The sequence below is a fragment of the Streptomyces sp. NPDC093795 genome (genome assembly GCF_044764665.1).
In the GTDB taxonomy this organism is placed as follows: Bacteria; Actinomycetota; Actinomycetes; order Streptomycetales; family Streptomycetaceae; genus Streptomyces.
Genome location: NZ_JBIWIO010000010.1, coordinates 1 through 15612 on the forward strand (window position 1 = coordinate 1; position 15612 = coordinate 15612).

Below are 15612 nucleotides of genomic sequence, written 5' to 3' on the forward strand. Positions count from 1 at the left end.
ACCTGGGCCTGGCCGCCGTCGGCGGTGACGAGGGTGGACAGGATCTTCACGGCGGTGGTCTTGCCGGCGCCGTTCGGACCGAGCAGGGCGAAGACTGTTCCTGCGGGGACGGCCAGGTCGACGCCGTCGAGCACGGTCTTGTCGCCGTAGGACTTGCGCAGCCCGTTCGCCGCGATGGCCGTTGCGGTCATGGTGAGTACTCCTCAGCTGTGGATCGGAGGGTGCGGGTCGCGGGTCAGAGGCTGCGGGCGGTGATGTCGCCGTAGGAGGTGGTCGCGTGGATGTCGAGCTGCGCGGCGGCACCCTCGGAGTTCTGGAGCGAGTTGGCGATCCGGCCGTAGGCGGTGCCGGCGTTCAGGGTGGCGGAGACCCCGCGGGCGGCGCCGACCGAGATCGCGCCGTGCTCGGTGCGCAGCGTGACCGAACCGCGCAGGGCCTCGGCGATGGTGAGGTCGCCCTTCTGGCTGCTGATCTCCGCCGGGCCGCCCAGGCGGCCGACCGCGATGTCACCGGCGGCGAGGGTGATGCGGGCGCCTCCGGTCTCGTCGAGCTTGACCGTGCCGTGCGCGCTCTCGAAGGAGACGTCGCCGAGCCGTCCGACGCCGCGGAGTTCGGCGGTGGCCGCCTTCGCCTCGACGCGGGAGCCGGCGGGCAGCTGGACGGTGATCTCGACCGACCCGGAGTTCCCGAGGACCCGGTTCTTCGCGTCGGGGGCCTCGATCCGCAGGACACCGTCGTTGTAGGCGACCGTGATCCGCTCCGCCGCCTTCACGTCGCGGCCCTTGGAGGCGTCGGCGGGCAGGACCTCGACGGTGGTGTCGGCCCGGTCGGCGGCGATGAACCGGATGCGTCCGGCGGGGATGTCGAGGACGGTGGAGATCGGGGCGGAGGTGAGGAACTTCTGCATGGTCTCTTTCCTTCGGCTCGTCGTTTCTGACAAGAGAAACGCTACGTTGCATTCACGCAGACGGCAACAAGTCTGTTGCGTATCGGCGTAATTAATGCAGGTCAGAGCCGTAATTTCATTGCAACGGTCCTGAAGGGTAACGCAACGTCAGGCGTCGTCGTGTTGCAATGAACTGGAGGTGAACGCTATGGCGTCAGCCGCGGTCGTAACCCTCGTCCTCGCCGTCCCTGGCCCCCGCGGGAAGCGTGGGCGGCGCGTACGTGGCCAGGGCCTCCCCGTCCGGGTCGGGGCGCACGGCCCCGAGCAGCGGGTTCGCCGCGATCGGGGAGACCTTCACCTTCGCGCCAGGACGCGGGGCCTGCACCACCAGGCCCTCGCCGAGGTAGACCGCCACATGGGTGGCGCCGGGGAAGTACACGACCAGGTCCCCGGGGCGCAGCTCGGAGAGCGGCACCCGGGGCAGCGTCGCCCACTGCTCCTGGCTGGTACGCGGCAGCTTCCGGCCCGCCGCCGCCCACGCCCGCAGGCTGAGCCCCGAGCAGTCGTACGTCTCCGGGCCCTCCGCCCCCCACTCGTACGGCTTGCCGATCTGGGCCACCGCGAACCGCAGCGCCTCGGCGCCCGCCCGGGACGGGGTGCGCCGGCCGTCCAGGACGCCGGAGCCGAGGAGTTCGCGCTGCGCGCCCGCCGTCTGGACGCGTTCGAGCTCGGTGAGTCGGGCCAGTTGCTCGGGGGAGAGCGCGGCGAGCAGCTTCTCGACCTCCGCGAGCCGGGCCCGCGCCTCGTCGCGCCGGGTGCGCTGCGCGACGGCGAGGTGCTGCTCCCGGTCGAGGGCCTTCCGGGAGGCGTTCGCCAGGGAGTCCGCCTGTCGCTCGGTCTTCTGGAGCCGTGAGACGGCCGCGGCGCGGTCGCGCGCGACCCGGGCGATCAGATGCCCCTGGTCCAGGGCCGACCGGGGGTCGGGCGCGAGCAGCACCCGCAGGTACGAGGAGAGTTCGGACCTGCCCTGGTACTGCTCCCGGGCGATCCGGCCGGCCACGGCACGCCCCTGGGCGAGGGCGGTCCGGGCGGCGGTGAGCCGGGCGGTCACCTTCTTGGTGTCGGCGGCCTGGAGCTTCAGGGCCTCGTCGGCGGCGTTGAACCGCTCGGTGGCCTCCTCGGCCCGCTGATAGAGCGTGCGCATCCGGGCGAGCAGGGCGCTGACGGAGTCACCACCGGGAGGGGGGAGCGCGGCGCCGTCGTCGAGGGGGGCGGGGGGTGAGGCTTCGGGCGTGTCGGGGATGGCGGGGGTGCCGGCGGTCTCGGAGGCCCCGGAGGCCCCGGGGGTAGGAGAGGCCTGAGGGTCTCCCGAGGTGCCCGGGGCCTGGGGGTCGACGGGACCCGCAGGCGGGGCCGTGGCGCTCGGGCCTTCCGGCTCGGCGGATGCCGATGCCGATGCCGATGCCGATGCCGACGCGGATGCCGATGTCGACGCCGACGCTTCCCACTCCGGATCGACCGGCCCCACCGGCTCCGCCGCAGGGTCGGCCCAGGCGATCGGGGCCTGCGCCGGGGGATCGGCCGGCGGGTCCGGCGCGGCGGCGGCGCCGCCCGGCAGCAGCATCCCCGTGAACGCCGTCGCCGCGGCCAGCGCCCCCGTGCAGACCGTGCGCAGAAGCCTTCGCGACACGTCACCACCTCCACGGGGATGATGACGCGTCAGTTCAACTGATTACCGTACAAATAGGGGTGCGTCCGGCGGCCTCACCCGTTCGGCTCAGCGTCCTTCGCCGACGGGGTCGTACCGCCGTCCGGCTTCGACCACGGCCACTTCAGCTCGCGCCGCTCGCGGCCCTCGGGGGCGTACGCGTACACCCAGCCGCGCTGGAGCCCGAGCCGCTTCGTGTAGCCCGCGGGCTCGCGCCGGTACGCGTACACGGTCGGCGGGTGCCCGTCGTGCGCCGGGACCGGAACCTCGTACCACTTCGGCGGGTGGCCGGTCGGGCCGAGCAGGATCGGCAGGACCCGGCCGTCGAGGGGGCCGCCACGGAAGGGGGTGTTCTCGCTTCTCACTCCTCCAGTGTCCCCCGCCCCCGGCTCACAGCAGGTGGGCCGCCTCGCCCACCACCGGCATCACCCGCCGTGCGAGCTGCGCCACCGGCCCCTCGGGCGTCTCCTGGGCGAGGAGCAGCCCGACGACCCGGGCCGTCTCCTCGTCGCTCGCGGTGGTCGCGGCGAGCAGGGCGACGAGATGGTCGACGAGCCAGGCCCGCAGCTCCCCGGCCGGAGGTTGCTTGTCCTCGTCGAGCCAGATCAGCGAGGCGGCCTCCACGGCGGCGATCCACGTCCGCACCAGCATGCCGAGCCGGGGCCCCGGCCGCTCCACCCCCAGGTGGACGAGGATCTGCTCGGCGGCGGCCCGACGCACCTCGTCGACGATCGCGGTGGTCCGGGAGGTCTCGGCGACGCTGCCGCCCCGCAGCAGGGCGCTGAACCCGGCGTCGTGCTCGTCGACGAAGGTCAGATACCGGTCGAGGACCCGCCCGAGCCGCTCCGTGGGCGGGCCTTCCGGCGGCTCGGTGAAGCAGCGGTTGAGGGCGTCGGCGGAGGAGCGCAGGGCGGCCTCGTACAGCTGCTGCTTGCCGCCGGGGAAGTAGCGGTAGACGAGGGGCCGCGAGACACCGGCGGCCTCGGCGACGTTGTCGAGCGAGACGTCCTCGGGCGGCCGGTGGGCGAAGAGCCCCAGGGCGGCGTCGAGGAGCTGCCCGCGCCGCTCCTCGATACTGAGTCTGCGGTACGCGGGAGTGGCGGCGCTCGTCATGCCCGCAGCGTAGCCCCGGGGCGGACGGGCCAGGCATCCGGAACCGGACGGCGCCGACGGCAGGGCGCCGCGGCCTCAGGCCAGCAGCCCCGAGGACTTCCAGAGCCGCCGCCCCGGCCCCCGCAGGACGCCGATGTCGTCGAGGAAGTCCGTGAGCCGCTTGGCACCGGCCTGCATGACCTCCCGCCGGTGCCCGCTCGCCCGCACCTGGGCCAAGGCCTCGCGCCGGTCCAGGCCCACGGCCTCGTACACCCCGGGGTTGACGAAGCAGGTGGAGAAGACCCGGGCGGCCTCGCCGCAGCTGAGCCGGGTGAACTCCTGCTCCCAGCGCGGAGCGGTCACCATCTGGCGCCGCAGCTCCTCGCGGGCGTACCGCACATGCCGGGCCTCCTCCACCACATGGATGCGGGTCACCCCACGGACGAGGGTCTGCACCCGCTCGTCCGGGAAGGTCAGCCGCTGCATCCAGTCGAGGATCTCCTCGCCGAGCAGGGTGGCGGCGAAGGAGCCGGGGGTGGTGGAGACGGTCTTCAGGAGGCGCGCGAGGTTGTGGTAGAGCCTCGGCACCGGGTACGCGGGCGTGCCGCTCCGCTGGATCATCCGGGCGAACATCATCGAGTGCCGACACTCGTCGGCGATCTCGGTGAGCGCGTACCGCACATGATGGCTGGTCAGCGACTTGTCGTAGATGTGCCGGACGAGCAGCTGCATGAGGATGATCTCGAACCACACGCCGAGCGAGGCGAGCGAGGCCGCCTCGTGGCGCGACAGTTCGATCCGCTGCTCCTCGCACATCCGGCGCCAGAGCGGGGTGTCGTAGAGGGAGACGAGCTCCGGCGGCCAGAACCACTTGCCGTCCTCGAACGGCGTGTCCCAGTCGAGCTCGGTGTCCGGGTCGTAGGAGTGTCTGCGGGAGGACTCCAGAAGACGCTCGGCGACCTGCTCACGGTCGCGCAGCGGCCCCAGGGCATCCCGGAGGAGGCTGAGGTCGGGCTCGGTGAAGGGGGTCATGGTGGGGACACCTCGCTGCGTTCGCCAACACGTTACCGGGGGTCACTCACTATCAGACTGCCCGTCAGTAACGCGGTCAATCCCTTGCGCGCGACTTGTTGACGATCCGTCTACCACCGTGTGAGCCTGACGGGTGGACTCGCACCACGGGAACGGCCCGACCCCGAAGGAGGCGTCAGTGTCGACGCGCGACCTCTACACCACGGCCCCGTCCACCCTCACCTGGCAGGTCCCCGCCACCGGCTCGGCGCGCTTCTCGTGGGAGTACGAGGACGGCCGCGAGCGCCTCCTCGCCCTCTACCAGAAGGGCAAGGACAAGCAGTGGGACGGCGCCACCCGGATCGACTGGGACCTGGAGGTCGACCCGTACGACCCGCTCGGCACCCCCGACGAGGTCCTCACCCTCCACGGCACCCGCCACTGGGCGAAGATGACCGAGAAGGACAAGGGCGACCTGCGACGGCACTACGCCTCTTGGCAGTTCAGCCAGTTCCTCCACGGCGAACAGGGCGCCATGATCTGCGCCGCCCGGATCGTCGAGTCCGTCCCCGACCTGGACGCCAAGTTCTACTCGGCCACCCAGACCATGGACGAGGCCCGGCACGCCGAGATCTACGGCCGCTTCCTCCACGACAAGATCGGCATGCTCTACCCGATCAACGACAACCTCAAGGGCCTGCTCGACGACACCCTGCGGGACTCCCGCTGGGACATGCCGTACCTCGGCATGCAGGTCCTCATCGAAGGTCTCGCCCTCGCCGCCTTCGGCATGATCCGCGACACCACCGACAAACCGCTGCCGAAGCAGATCCTCGCGTACGTGATGCAGGACGAGGCCCGGCACGTGGCCTTCGGCCGGATGGCCCTGCGCGACTACTACCGCCAACTCTCGGACGCCGAACTCCGCGAACGCGAGGAGTTCGTGATCGAGGGCTGCTACCTCATGCGGGACCGGCTGCGCGGGGTCGAGGTCCTGGAGAACTTCGGCATCCCGAGGAAGGAGGCGGAGGAGCTGAGCGAGCAGAGCGAGTTCCTGCACCTCTTCCGCAAGCTCCTCTTCAGCCGGATCGTCCCCTGCGTCAAGGACATCGGCCTGTGGGGCGAGCGCCTCCAGAAGGCGTACCTCGACATGGGCGTCTTCGACCTCGGCGACTCGAACCTGGACCTGCTGATGACCCAGGACGAGGAGATCGCGGAGGCGCTGGACCGCGAGCGGTTCGCGGCGGAGGAGCGGGAACGGATCGCCGAGGTGGCCGAGGCGGTCGCGGAGGGTGAAGCGGCGTCGTGACCGGACATTGAATCCAACCTCCAGGATCCAATATCCGGATCCAACCTGCAGGATCCGACATTCGGATCCAACCTCCTGGATCCAATATTCGGATCCAACCTCCAACCTCCAACCTCCCCCATCCACCATCCGATCTACGGATTCCGAGTCTCCGCCTCCAACCGCAGCGCCTCCGTCATCACCGCCTTCGCGATCGGAGCCGCGCTGCCGCCCCCGCTGATGTCCGTCCGGGCCGCCTCCGCGTCCTCGACGACGACCGCGACGGCGACGGCCGGCTGGGCCGAGTCCCCGGCCTGCGCCCAGGCGATGAACCAGGCGTACGGGGTCCCCGTGTTGCCGAAGCCGTGCTGGGCGGTGCCCGTCTTGCCGCCGACCCGGGCCCCGGGGATCGCCGCGTTCGTCCCGGTGCCCTCCTCGACCGCCTTCACCATCAGCCGCTGGAGCTGCATCGCCGTCGAGGGGTTCATGGCCTGCCGGTAGCTGCGGCGGCCCGTCCGGTCCACGGTCGTGCCGCCGGAGGTGGTCGTGCGGTCGACGAGGTACGGGTGGGCGATCTCCCCGTTGTTGGCGACGGCCGACGCCACCAGGGCCATCTGGAGCGGCGTCGCCGTCGTGTCGAACTGCCCGATCGACGAGAGCGCCAGCTGATCGGGGCTCATCTCCTGGTCGAAGTTGGACTTGGCCACCCAGGACGGCACCCGGAGCCGCGTGTCGTTGAAGCCGAAGCCCTCCACCGCGTCGACCATCCCGGTCAGGCCGACCTCCACCCCGAGCCCGGCCATCACCGTGTTGCAGGACCACTGGATGGCGTACGCGAGTGAGGCGTCCGCGCACCCCTTCGCCTCGTTGGGCAGCACCTGCCGGGTGCCGGGCAGTACGAACGGGTCGGGGGTGTCCGTCGGCGCGTCCACGTCCCGTACGGCTCCGGAGTCCAGGGCCGCCGCCGCCGTCACGATCTTGAACGTGGAGCCCGGCGGGTACGTCTGCCGCAGCGCCCGGTTCAGCATGGGCTGGTTCGGTGAGGTGGTGAGCCGCTTCCAGGCGTCCTTGACGCCGGGGTCGGTACCGGAGAGGACGCCGGGGTCGTACGAGGGCGAGCTGACGAGCGCGAGGATCCGGCCGCTGTGCGGCTCCACCGCCACGACCGCCCCGCGCTTCCCGCCGAGCCCCCGGAAGGCGGCCTCCTGCATCGAGGACCGGATCGTCGTCACGACGTCACCGCCGGGCTGCCGGCCCCGGGTGAGGTCGTTCCAGAGGGGGAGCGGCGCCAGCATCGGCTCGGTGCCGGCCAGGACCGCGTCCTCGGCGTGCTCGACGAGGGTGGTGCCGTACGTCTGCGAGGAGTAGCCGGTCAGCGGCGCGTACAACGGCCCCTGGCGGTAGGTCCGTTCCCAGCGGAGCTGCTGCCCGCTGTCCCGGGAGCCCGTGACCGGCTTCCCGTCGACGACGATCTCGCCGCGCGGCTGCGCGTACCGGTTGATCGCGATGCGCCGGTTGGCCGGGTCGTCGTCGAGCGACTCGGCCTCGAAGACCATCACGCGGGCGGAGTTGACGAGGAGGGCCACGAGCAGCAGGAGACAGAGGGCGGCGGCCCGCCGTGCGTACCGGATCACGAGGCGCCCTCCTTGACGGGCGCGAGCGTTCCCGTGTCGGCGTCGTCCGGCTGGGGGGCGCGCGCCGAGTCGCTCACGCGGATGAGTAGGGCGACGATGACCCAGTTGGTGACGACCGACGAACCTCCCTGGGCCAGGAACGGCATCGCCATGCCCGTCAGCGGGATGAGGCCCATGACCCCACCCGCGATGACGAAGACCTGGAGCGCCACGATCGACGCGAGCCCGATCGCGAGGAGCCGCCCGAAGGGATCGCGCAGCGAGAGGCCGGCGCGGTACCCCCGGGCGACGAGCAGCGCGTACAGCAGGAAGAGCGCGGTCAGCCCCACGAGCCCCAGCTCCTCGCCGGCCGTGGCGAGGATGAAGTCGGACTTGGTGGCGAAGCCGATGAGGACGGAATGGCCGAGCCCAAGACCCGAGCCGAGCATCCCGCCGGCCGCGAACGAGAACAGCGACTGGGCGAGCTGCCCCGGCCCGTCGCCCGCACGGATCGAGGCGAAGGGATCGAGCCAGTCCTCGACCCGGCTGTGCACATGCGGTTCGAGCGAGCCGACGAGGAAGGCGCCGGCGGCGGCGAGCACGACACCGACGGCGATCCAGCCGATCCGGCCGGTCGCCACGTACAGCATGATCACGAAGAGCCCGAAGAAGAGCAGTGACGTACCCAGGTCCCGCTCCACGACCAGCACGCCGACGCTCAGCAGCCAGATCGCCACGACGGGCCCGAGGACCCGCCCGGCCGGGAACTGGAACTTCCAGATCCGGCGGCCGGTGTGCGTGAGCGCGTGGCGGTTGGCGGCGAGGTAGGCGGCGAAGAAGACCGCGAGCAGGATCTTGGCGAACTCGCCCGGCTGGAAGGAGAGACCACTGATCCGGATCCAGATCTTGGCGCCGTTCACGGCGGGGAAGAAGATCGGCAGGATCATCAGGGCGAGCGCGGCGGCCACCGAGACATACGCGTAGCCCTGGAGCGAACGATGGTCGCGCAGCAGCAGGACGACCACGATGAAGAGGCCGACCCCCAGCGTCGACCAGACCAGCTGCGTGGCAGCGGCCTGGTCGTTCGGCGTCTCCAGGTCGAGCCGGTAGATGAACACGAGCCCGAGCCCGTTGAGCAGGACGGCGATCGGCAGCAGCAGCGGATCGGCGTACGGGGCACGGAAGCGGACCGCGAGATGGGCGACGAGCGCGAGCAGACCGAGCCCGGCCCCGTAGCGGGCGGCGTCCGGCGGTACGGCTCCGCTGCGGGCGAGGCCGACCTCGGCGTAGCCGTAGACGGAGATGAGGACGGCGCAGACGAGGAGGGAGAGTTCCACGCCGCGGCGCTTCGGGATGCGTACCCCGGGCGGGGGCACGTCCGTTCGCGGTGTGGTCATGGCCGCAACGTAGCAAGCGGTATGCCCTATGTCCCTTTTGTGTGACGGTGTGCCGTGCGGTCAGTCCTCCGGCGCGTCGTCCGAGAGGCGGACGTACTCGGGCAGCCGCAGCAGGGCCTCGGCGCCGCCCCCGGGGGCCCCGGCGAACACGAGCGCGGCCCCAATCACCTCGGCCTGTCCGACCGCGATCGTCAGCCCGAGGCCGTGTCCCTTGCCGCCGCTCTCGGTCCGGAAACGCTGCGGCCCGGACTCGATCAGATACCCCGGGTATCCAGGCCCGTGGTCCCGTACGGACACCACGGGCCCGTCCACCGTCACCACCACCGGAGGCGCCCCGTGCTTGTGCGCGTTGGCGACCAGATTCCCGAGGACCCGCTCCAGGCGCCGCCGGTCCGTCTCCACCGTCGCGTCCCGCACCACCCGCACCTCCGTCTTCGTGCCGGAGGCGCGCACCACCCGCTCGGCGAGCGGCCCGAGTTCGTGTACGGCCAGGTCCACGGTCTCGTTGCGGGCGTCGAGCCGCGAGATCTCCAGCAGGTCCTCGGTGAGCCCCCGCATCGCCCGCACCCGGTCCCGTACGAGCTCCGAGGGCCGTCCCTCCGGCAGCAGCTCCGCGGCAGCCGACAACCCGGTCAGGGGCGTACGCAGCTCATGAGCCACATCGGCGGTGAACCGCTGCTCGCTCTGCAGCTTGCGCTGGAGCGAGGAGGCCATCGTGTCGAGCGCGCCCGAGACCGTCGACACCTCGTCCTGGGGGCGCGAGGGGTCCTTCGTACGGGGATCGTCCACGCGCGCGTCGAGATCGCCGGCGCTGATCCGGCGGGCCACCTGGGCGGTGAGGTGCAGCCGGCGCGTGACCCGGGTGACGGCGAAGGCGCCCACGAGCAGCGTCGCACCGATCGCGAGCACGGAGGAGCCGAGGATCGAACGGTCGAGCGCGTCGATCGTCTCGGCGCTCTGGCTGTGGTCGACGCGTACGGCGAGGGCGCGGCCGTCCGCCGGGCCCGCCGCCCACATGGCGGGGCGGCCCCGGTCGTCACCGACCATCGTGCCGCGCTCGCCCCGGACGGCGAGGGCGCGCAGGGACGCCGGCAGCCCGGCCGGGTCGATCCCGGCGAACCGGGGAAGCGGCTCGCCGGCCTCGTACAGGCGGGTGACGTCGACGAGCCGGGCGAGGGCCTTCTCCCGGGAGTCGTCCGTGGTCTGCCCGGCCACGGACACATGGACGAGGATGCCGAGCAGTGCGGCGAGGGCGCAGCACATCACCGCGATGAAGACGGCGGCCTTCCAGGTGAGGGTCGCGGTCCAGGCGGGCAGCCGGGGCGTCACGGGGTCTCCGCGGGCAGCGGCACGGGCGCGGGTGCGACGGTCGGGGCCGGGCTCACGAGCCGGGGCACGGGAACGCCGGACGCGGAGGGTTTCACCCGCACGATCTCGTCCCGCGTGGGCAGCATGCTGTGCTGCTGCTCGTCCCAGGACCAGGCGGTGCGGTACTCGTACCCCGGGATGCCCGCCGACGCGACGCGCGTGATCAGATCCCGGCCCGCCACCTCCACGCTGATGACCTGTTCGACGGTGGACATGATCCGGGTGAGCCCGCCGTTCTCGGCGAGGTAGACCCGGATCCCGACCTGCTGCTCGGGCATGCGGATCCCGACGATGAGCTCGTCCCGCCCGTTGCCGGTGAGATCGCGGTAGTACGGCCGCATGACGGGACAGGCGACAGCCGCGGTGCCGCAGGCGACGATGGCCCGCGCGGTCTCCTCGTACATCCCGTCACCCCCGCTGAACACATCGCCCCGAGCCCGTACCTCCGCACGAACAACGGCCACGGCATCGACGGAACGAACGTCGTTGTCGGACACCCGGACGCCGGGAACACGAGAGGTGTCGGACTCCCCGTAGTCGAGGGGCGGATCGGTGGCGGGCGGCAGGTCGGGCCAGAGCCGTACGGGTCCCACGGCGCCGGGCGTGGCCCCGGCACTCTTGAGCGCCCCTTCGTCAGCACACCCACCGAGGGCGAGGAGGACACAGCAGAAGGCGAGGACCACACCGCGCGGCCTCATGCGACCTCCTCACCGATGGAACACCCAAGGAGACCCTAAGCGGAGGAAACCCCCACCTGCTCACCGACAACCCACGAGGCGAGGGCGGCCGACGTCCCGAACACGGCCCCCACGGCAGCCCCACGGCGGGCGGCATCCCACGGCCCGGCGGCCGGGGGCGCAGGACCAGCCCCGAGCCACCGCCCCCGGGCTAGAAACCGCCCCGCTCCATCCGGGCCAACGCGGCCCGGCACAAGGTCAGGAGCTTCTCGTCGAGGTGGACGTCATGACTGCCCGAGGCACCTTCCCGGGCGTTGTGGCGCCGCCGCCGGGTCAGCTCGGTGAGGATGACCAGCTGCGCCTCCGACGCCGCGGGCCCCATCTCCGCCAGACACTCGGCGACGTCCACGCGCGCGTGCCGGTTCTCCTCCCAGGCCGCGAGCAGCACCGGCAGGGCCGTCGCCGCGTCCCCGGACACCCGCCACAGGGCGGCCGCGCTGCGGACCCGCACCCACAGGTCCCGTGAGGTCAGACCGGGCCGGAGCGCGGGCGCGGCCGCGGCGGCGGCCGGGCCGATCTCGCCGAGCACCTGCGCGGCGGCGCACCGCTCCGCGCCCGAGACGCCCGGCCGCAGCCACCGATCCAGGGCCGCCAGGACCTCTCCCATGTCACCTTCGGCCGCCCACAGGGCCCGCGCCGCCGCCGTGGAGACGGTGGCCGACTCGGCGGCCAGGAGTCTTCGCATGTCCGGTACGGCCTCCCGGGCGGCGGGCCCGAAGGCCGCCAGAGTCCGCAGGGCGGCCTCCCGCACCCAGTCGCGCCGGTTCGGCGGCGCGCCGCGAAGGACCCGCAGGACCTCCGGTACGGCCTGGCCGCCGCGTACGGCCGCGAGGGCGTACAGCAGGGGCGCGGCCCGGTCGTACAGCCGCTCGTCGAGCTCGACCTCGGCGAGCCGGCGCCGCAGCAGCGGGGCGAGCATCGCGGCCGAGGGCCCGAGACCGTCCATGGCGTAGAGGAGCTCCCGCCGCACCTCGCCCTCCTCCTCGAGGGCGCGGGCGAGCAGCGGCACGGCCCGGGTGTCCCCGGCGCGGGCGAGCGCGAGGAGCGCACCGTCCCGCCCGGACCGCCCGACGAAGGCGTGATGACCACGCCCACCGACCCCTGACCACGCCCCTGACCCCGACCCGGACCCTGACCCCGACCCGGACCCAGACCCCGACCCCGACCCCGGCCACGCCCCTGACCCAGACCCCGACCCCGGCCACGCCCCTGACCCCGACCCCGGCCACGCCCCTGACCCCGGCCGTGCCCCCGACCACCCCGACCCTGCCCCCGGCCCCGCGTTCAGACGGTCGGCGAGCGCGTCGGCGGCGGGCGCGCCCAGCTCGAAGAGCCGCTCCAGGAACGACGTGGCGGCCTCGCGGAGCCGTGGTTCGGGGTCGTGGAGCTGCGCGCCGACGAGCCGGACGACTTCCTCGTACCGCCCGCGCCAGATCCGTATCAACCCGCCGCACAGCCAGATGGCGTCCGAACGCTGCCCCCAGTCGGGGCTGCGCAGCTGCGCGACGATCAGCGCGATGCGGTCGTCGACGCGGTCGTCGAGGGCGGCGTGCAGGGTCCGGAGCAGCTCCTCGGTCCAGGGGGCGGGGCGTCCGGCGGCGTGTTCCTCCAGGAGCTCGCGGACCTGCCCGATGAGGGTGGGCGCGGCGTGCCGGGACCCGTCGGCACCGGGGACGGCCGAGGCGTGCGCGGTGGTCCGGATCTCCTCCAGGAGCCCCGTCACCCGCGGGACGACGTCGTCAGGGATGTCGCCGGGCGCGCAGCGCGCCCGCTGGGCGAGGGCCGCGAGCCGGAGCCCGGGGTCGTGGGCGGCGCGGGCGAGCCAGCCGAGCCAGTCGACGATCTCGGCGCGCAGCGACGCGTGCCGCAGGGCGATCCGCCCGAGGGCGGCGACGAGGGTGAGCCGTACCTCGGTGTCCCGCTCGACGGTGAGCCGTTCCCGCAGCAGGGTCAGCACCCGGGTGGGCTCGGGGTGCAGCGAGGCGAGCGCGCAGGGCGCGGCGAGCCGCACCTCGGGGTCGGGGTCGGAGGCGAGCCCGAGGAAGACGTCGGCGCCGGCGGCGATGGCGGCGGCGGCCATGGCGTAGTTGGCGGCGGGTATGAACTCATCGCCCTCGCAGCCGAGTTCGTCCAGCTCGTCGTCGTCGTCGAGCTCGATCCCCCCGATGCTGGTGAGGAGTTCGACGATGCAGCCGCGGTCCTGGACGACGGGGTCGGCGACGAGTTCGAGGAGGAAGGGGATGCAGGCGAGCGTGGAGTCGTAGACGTCGCCCTGGTGGTGCACGGCGCCGTACATGCCGTCGAGGGCGGTCTCCCGCTCCGCGGGGTCGGCGGAGGCGAGTCCGCGGAGGAGCTCCGGCACGTCGTCCGCGGGGCCGTACGCGTGCCCCAGTGAGGCCCAGTCGACCTCCTCGATCCCCGTCAGCATGTGCCAGGCCGCCTTCCCCGTGAGCCCTGTACCAGGCAGCAAGTGTGCACCACGGGAAGGAAAGCAAGGCCTTGCTGACGGCACGGGACCTGCGGAGGGCCCGAGTTGCGGCCTCTTTGCGCCATGTGCGGTACGGAGTAGGGCAGTTGCGCAGGGTATCGACCGCACGGAGGCGCCGAAGGCGTCGATGTCGAGGCGGACGCCCCGCTCACCCCTCCGACCGGACCCGGACGAACGTCGCGTTCTCCTGCCGCTGCCGCCCCGCGAGCTGCCGCAGCTCGACCGGCACCGGCGGGTCCACCCACCGCACCGGCCCGTGCTCCGGGTGCGGGGCGAGGGGCCCGGCGCGGTCGCCCACGAGCGCGCCGACCTCGCGCGACTGTGCGGGGGAGAGCCGGGGTGAGGTGGTCACGGTACGGCCGTCGGAGAGCCGTACGACGAGCGCGCGGGGCCGTTCGGCGGGGCCGAGGACGCCGAGCAGCAGGCCGTCGCTCGTCTCCGCGTGCCGGACCTTGCGCCAGGCCCAGGTGGGCCCCGCCCGGTAGGTGGAGCCGAGGGTCTTCGCGACGATCCCCTCGACCCCGGCGTCCCGCAGGTCCCGGAACCATTCGCGCGCGGTCTCCTCGTCCAGGGTGGCGAGGACGCGCTGGAGCGGCGGCTCGGCCTCGCGCAGGGCCGTGCCGAGCAGCTCCCACCGTTCGCGGAGCGGGAGGCTCCGCACGTCCTGCCCGGGTACGGCGAGGAGGTCGAAGGCGATGTACGAGACGGGTACCCCGGTCCGGGCCCGGTCCGCGGGGGAGCGGAGCAGGTCGGTGAAGCTGAGCCGCCCCTCCCGGTAGGCGCACAGCTCGCCGTCGAGGACGACCCCGGGCGGCAGCTGTTCCCGCAGGTGGGCGGCGATCTCGGGGAACTCGGGGGCGAGGTCACGGCGGGAGCGGGACTGGAGGACGACCCTGCCGCCGTCGAGGACGAAGGCGAGCGCACGGAACCCGTCGAGCTTGAGCGAGTACTGGAGCTGCCGGGGCGACGGGGCCTGTACGGGGATCTCGTCGGCGGCCCGGGGCCGCATGACGTCGACGGGCGGAACCAGCACGACGGCCCCGAGCGCCCCGAGCCCCCCGCCACCGGGCGCACCCCCACCGGCCAGGTGGCCCCCGTCCCGGTTCACGGCAGCTCTCCCGCCCGCTCGGGCGCGCAAAGGGGCGCCAGGAGCTCCCCGTACCGCTCCAGACGTGGCGTGATGTCGTCCATGAGGAGAACGAGGGCTTCCGGATCCGCGGCGCGCGGCCCCGCGCTCTCCTCCACCTCCTCCCAGGTGACGGGCGCGGACACGGCGGGCAGGGCCCGCGCCCGCAGGGTGTAGGGGGTGGCGGTGGTCTTGGCGGCGGCGTTCTGGCTGTGGTCGACGAAGACCTTCCCTGGCCGCAGCGCCTTGGCCATCCGGTGCACGACCAGCTTCGGCAGCGCCGCCTCCGCCTCGACGGCGAGCTGCCTGGCGTACGCCGAGACGCGCGAGGACGGCGTCGGCACCACCGGCACAAGGAGGTGCAGCCCCTTGGAGCCGGAGGTCTTGGCGTAGGCGTGGAGGCCGTCCGCGGCGAGCCTTTCGCGCAGGTGCAGCGCGACCCGGCAGCATTCGACGACCGTCGCCGGCGGCCCGGGGTCGAGGTCGAACACGAGCCGGTCGGCGACGGCGGGGGAGGAGGCCCGCCACTGCGGGGTGTGGAACTCCACGACGAGGTTCGCCGCCCACATCAGCGAGGCGAGGTCGTCGATCACCACCTGCCGGGCGCGGGGGTCCTCGGAGCGGGGTACGGGGGTGGTCCTCACCCAGGAGGGTGTGCCGGGCGGAGGATTCTTCGTGAAGAAGAGCTGCCCGTCCGGGCCGTCCGGGTAGCGCAGGAAGGACACGGGCCGGTCCCGCAGATGCGGCAGGATCGCGGCCCCGACGGTCGCGTAGTAGTGGAGCAGCTCGCCCTTGGTGGTGCCGGTGACCGGGTGGAGCACCTTGTCCAGGTTGCTGAGCGCCAGGCGCCGCCCCTCCACCTCCGTGAGAGGCGTCATACGATGACAATCCCCACGAA

The 15612-nt window shown here is 72.8% G+C and carries 14 protein-coding genes; 1 reads left to right on the top strand and 13 read right to left on the bottom strand.

The features are described 5' to 3' along the window. The 6 genes from ACIRB7_RS25115 to ACIRB7_RS25140 all read right to left on the bottom strand — a co-directional run. Nucleotides 1–191 (bottom strand): ATP-binding cassette domain-containing protein (locus ACIRB7_RS25115; protein ID WP_403602757.1); only part of this gene is annotated, 191 nt, incomplete at its 3' end. 44 nt (nucleotides 192–235) lie between these two features. Then, the gene (locus ACIRB7_RS25120) at nucleotides 236–907 is read right to left on the bottom strand and encodes a DUF4097 family beta strand repeat-containing protein (RefSeq protein ID WP_403602759.1); all 672 of its coding nucleotides are present in this window, start codon (nucleotides 905–907) and stop codon (nucleotides 236–238) included. Nucleotides 908–1100: 193 nt separating this feature from the next. Next, nucleotides 1101–2576 carry an NlpC/P60 family protein gene (locus tag ACIRB7_RS25125; RefSeq protein WP_403602761.1) on the bottom strand — a complete coding sequence of 492 codons (1476 nt, stop codon included), beginning with the start codon at nucleotides 2574–2576 and terminating at the stop codon, nucleotides 1101–1103. Nucleotides 2577–2650: 74 nt separating this feature from the next. Further along, nucleotides 2651–2959 carry a hypothetical protein gene (locus tag ACIRB7_RS25130; protein WP_403602763.1) on the bottom strand — a complete coding sequence of 103 codons (309 nt, stop codon included), beginning with the start codon at nucleotides 2957–2959 and terminating at the stop codon, nucleotides 2651–2653. A 25-nt stretch (nucleotides 2960–2984) separates the two neighbouring features. Continuing rightward, nucleotides 2985–3707, bottom strand: coding sequence for a TetR/AcrR family transcriptional regulator (locus ACIRB7_RS25135; protein ID WP_403602765.1), 723 nt, complete (start codon nucleotides 3705–3707; stop codon nucleotides 2985–2987). A 75-nt stretch (nucleotides 3708–3782) separates the two neighbouring features. Continuing rightward, nucleotides 3783–4718 (bottom strand): diiron oxygenase, encoded by a 936-nt coding sequence (locus tag ACIRB7_RS25140; RefSeq protein ID WP_403602767.1) that lies wholly within the window; start codon nucleotides 4716–4718, stop codon nucleotides 3783–3785. Between the two features lie 178 nt (nucleotides 4719–4896). Between ACIRB7_RS25140 and ACIRB7_RS25145 the strand changes: the two genes are divergently transcribed. Beyond that, nucleotides 4897–6006 (top strand): ferritin-like domain-containing protein, encoded by a 1110-nt coding sequence (locus tag ACIRB7_RS25145; RefSeq protein WP_403602769.1) that lies wholly within the window; start codon nucleotides 4897–4899, stop codon nucleotides 6004–6006. A 134-nt stretch (nucleotides 6007–6140) separates the two neighbouring features. Here the strand turns inward: ACIRB7_RS25145 and ACIRB7_RS25150 are convergent, their stop codons facing one another. The 7 genes from ACIRB7_RS25150 to ligD all read right to left on the bottom strand — a co-directional run bounded on the left by ACIRB7_RS25150 (nucleotide 6141) and on the right by ligD (nucleotide 15592). Next, nucleotides 6141–7619 carry a penicillin-binding transpeptidase domain-containing protein gene (locus tag ACIRB7_RS25150; RefSeq protein WP_403602771.1) on the bottom strand — a complete coding sequence of 493 codons (1479 nt, stop codon included), beginning with the start codon at nucleotides 7617–7619 and terminating at the stop codon, nucleotides 6141–6143. Further along, nucleotides 7616–8995: an FtsW/RodA/SpoVE family cell cycle protein gene (locus ACIRB7_RS25155; RefSeq protein WP_403602773.1), complete on the bottom strand. Its 1380-nt coding sequence runs from the start codon at nucleotides 8993–8995 to the stop codon at nucleotides 7616–7618. The genes ACIRB7_RS25150 and ACIRB7_RS25155 overlap by 4 nt, the downstream gene beginning before the upstream one ends. 60 nt (nucleotides 8996–9055) lie before the next feature. Then, complete coding sequence (locus ACIRB7_RS25160; protein WP_403602776.1) at nucleotides 9056–10324, bottom strand: ATP-binding protein; 1269 nt, start codon at nucleotides 10322–10324, stop codon at nucleotides 9056–9058. Further along, nucleotides 10321–11061 (bottom strand): hypothetical protein, encoded by a 741-nt coding sequence (locus tag ACIRB7_RS25165; protein WP_403602778.1) that lies wholly within the window; start codon nucleotides 11059–11061, stop codon nucleotides 10321–10323. Before ACIRB7_RS25165 ends, ACIRB7_RS25160 begins: the two co-directional genes overlap by 4 nt. Before the next feature lie 190 nt (nucleotides 11062–11251). Beyond that, nucleotides 11252–13528: a PBS lyase gene (locus ACIRB7_RS25170; protein ID WP_403602780.1), complete on the bottom strand. Its 2277-nt coding sequence runs from the start codon at nucleotides 13526–13528 to the stop codon at nucleotides 11252–11254. 208 nt (nucleotides 13529–13736) lie between these two features. After that, nucleotides 13737–14696, bottom strand: a complete 960-nt coding sequence (locus ACIRB7_RS25175; RefSeq protein ID WP_403602782.1) for a DNA ligase — start codon at nucleotides 14694–14696, stop codon at nucleotides 13737–13739. Beyond that, nucleotides 14693–15592 carry a non-homologous end-joining DNA ligase gene (gene ligD, locus ACIRB7_RS25180; RefSeq protein WP_403602784.1) on the bottom strand — a complete coding sequence of 300 codons (900 nt, stop codon included), beginning with the start codon at nucleotides 15590–15592 and terminating at the stop codon, nucleotides 14693–14695. The genes ACIRB7_RS25175 and ligD overlap by 4 nt, the downstream gene beginning before the upstream one ends. Nucleotides 15593–15612: the final 20 nt, after the last annotated feature.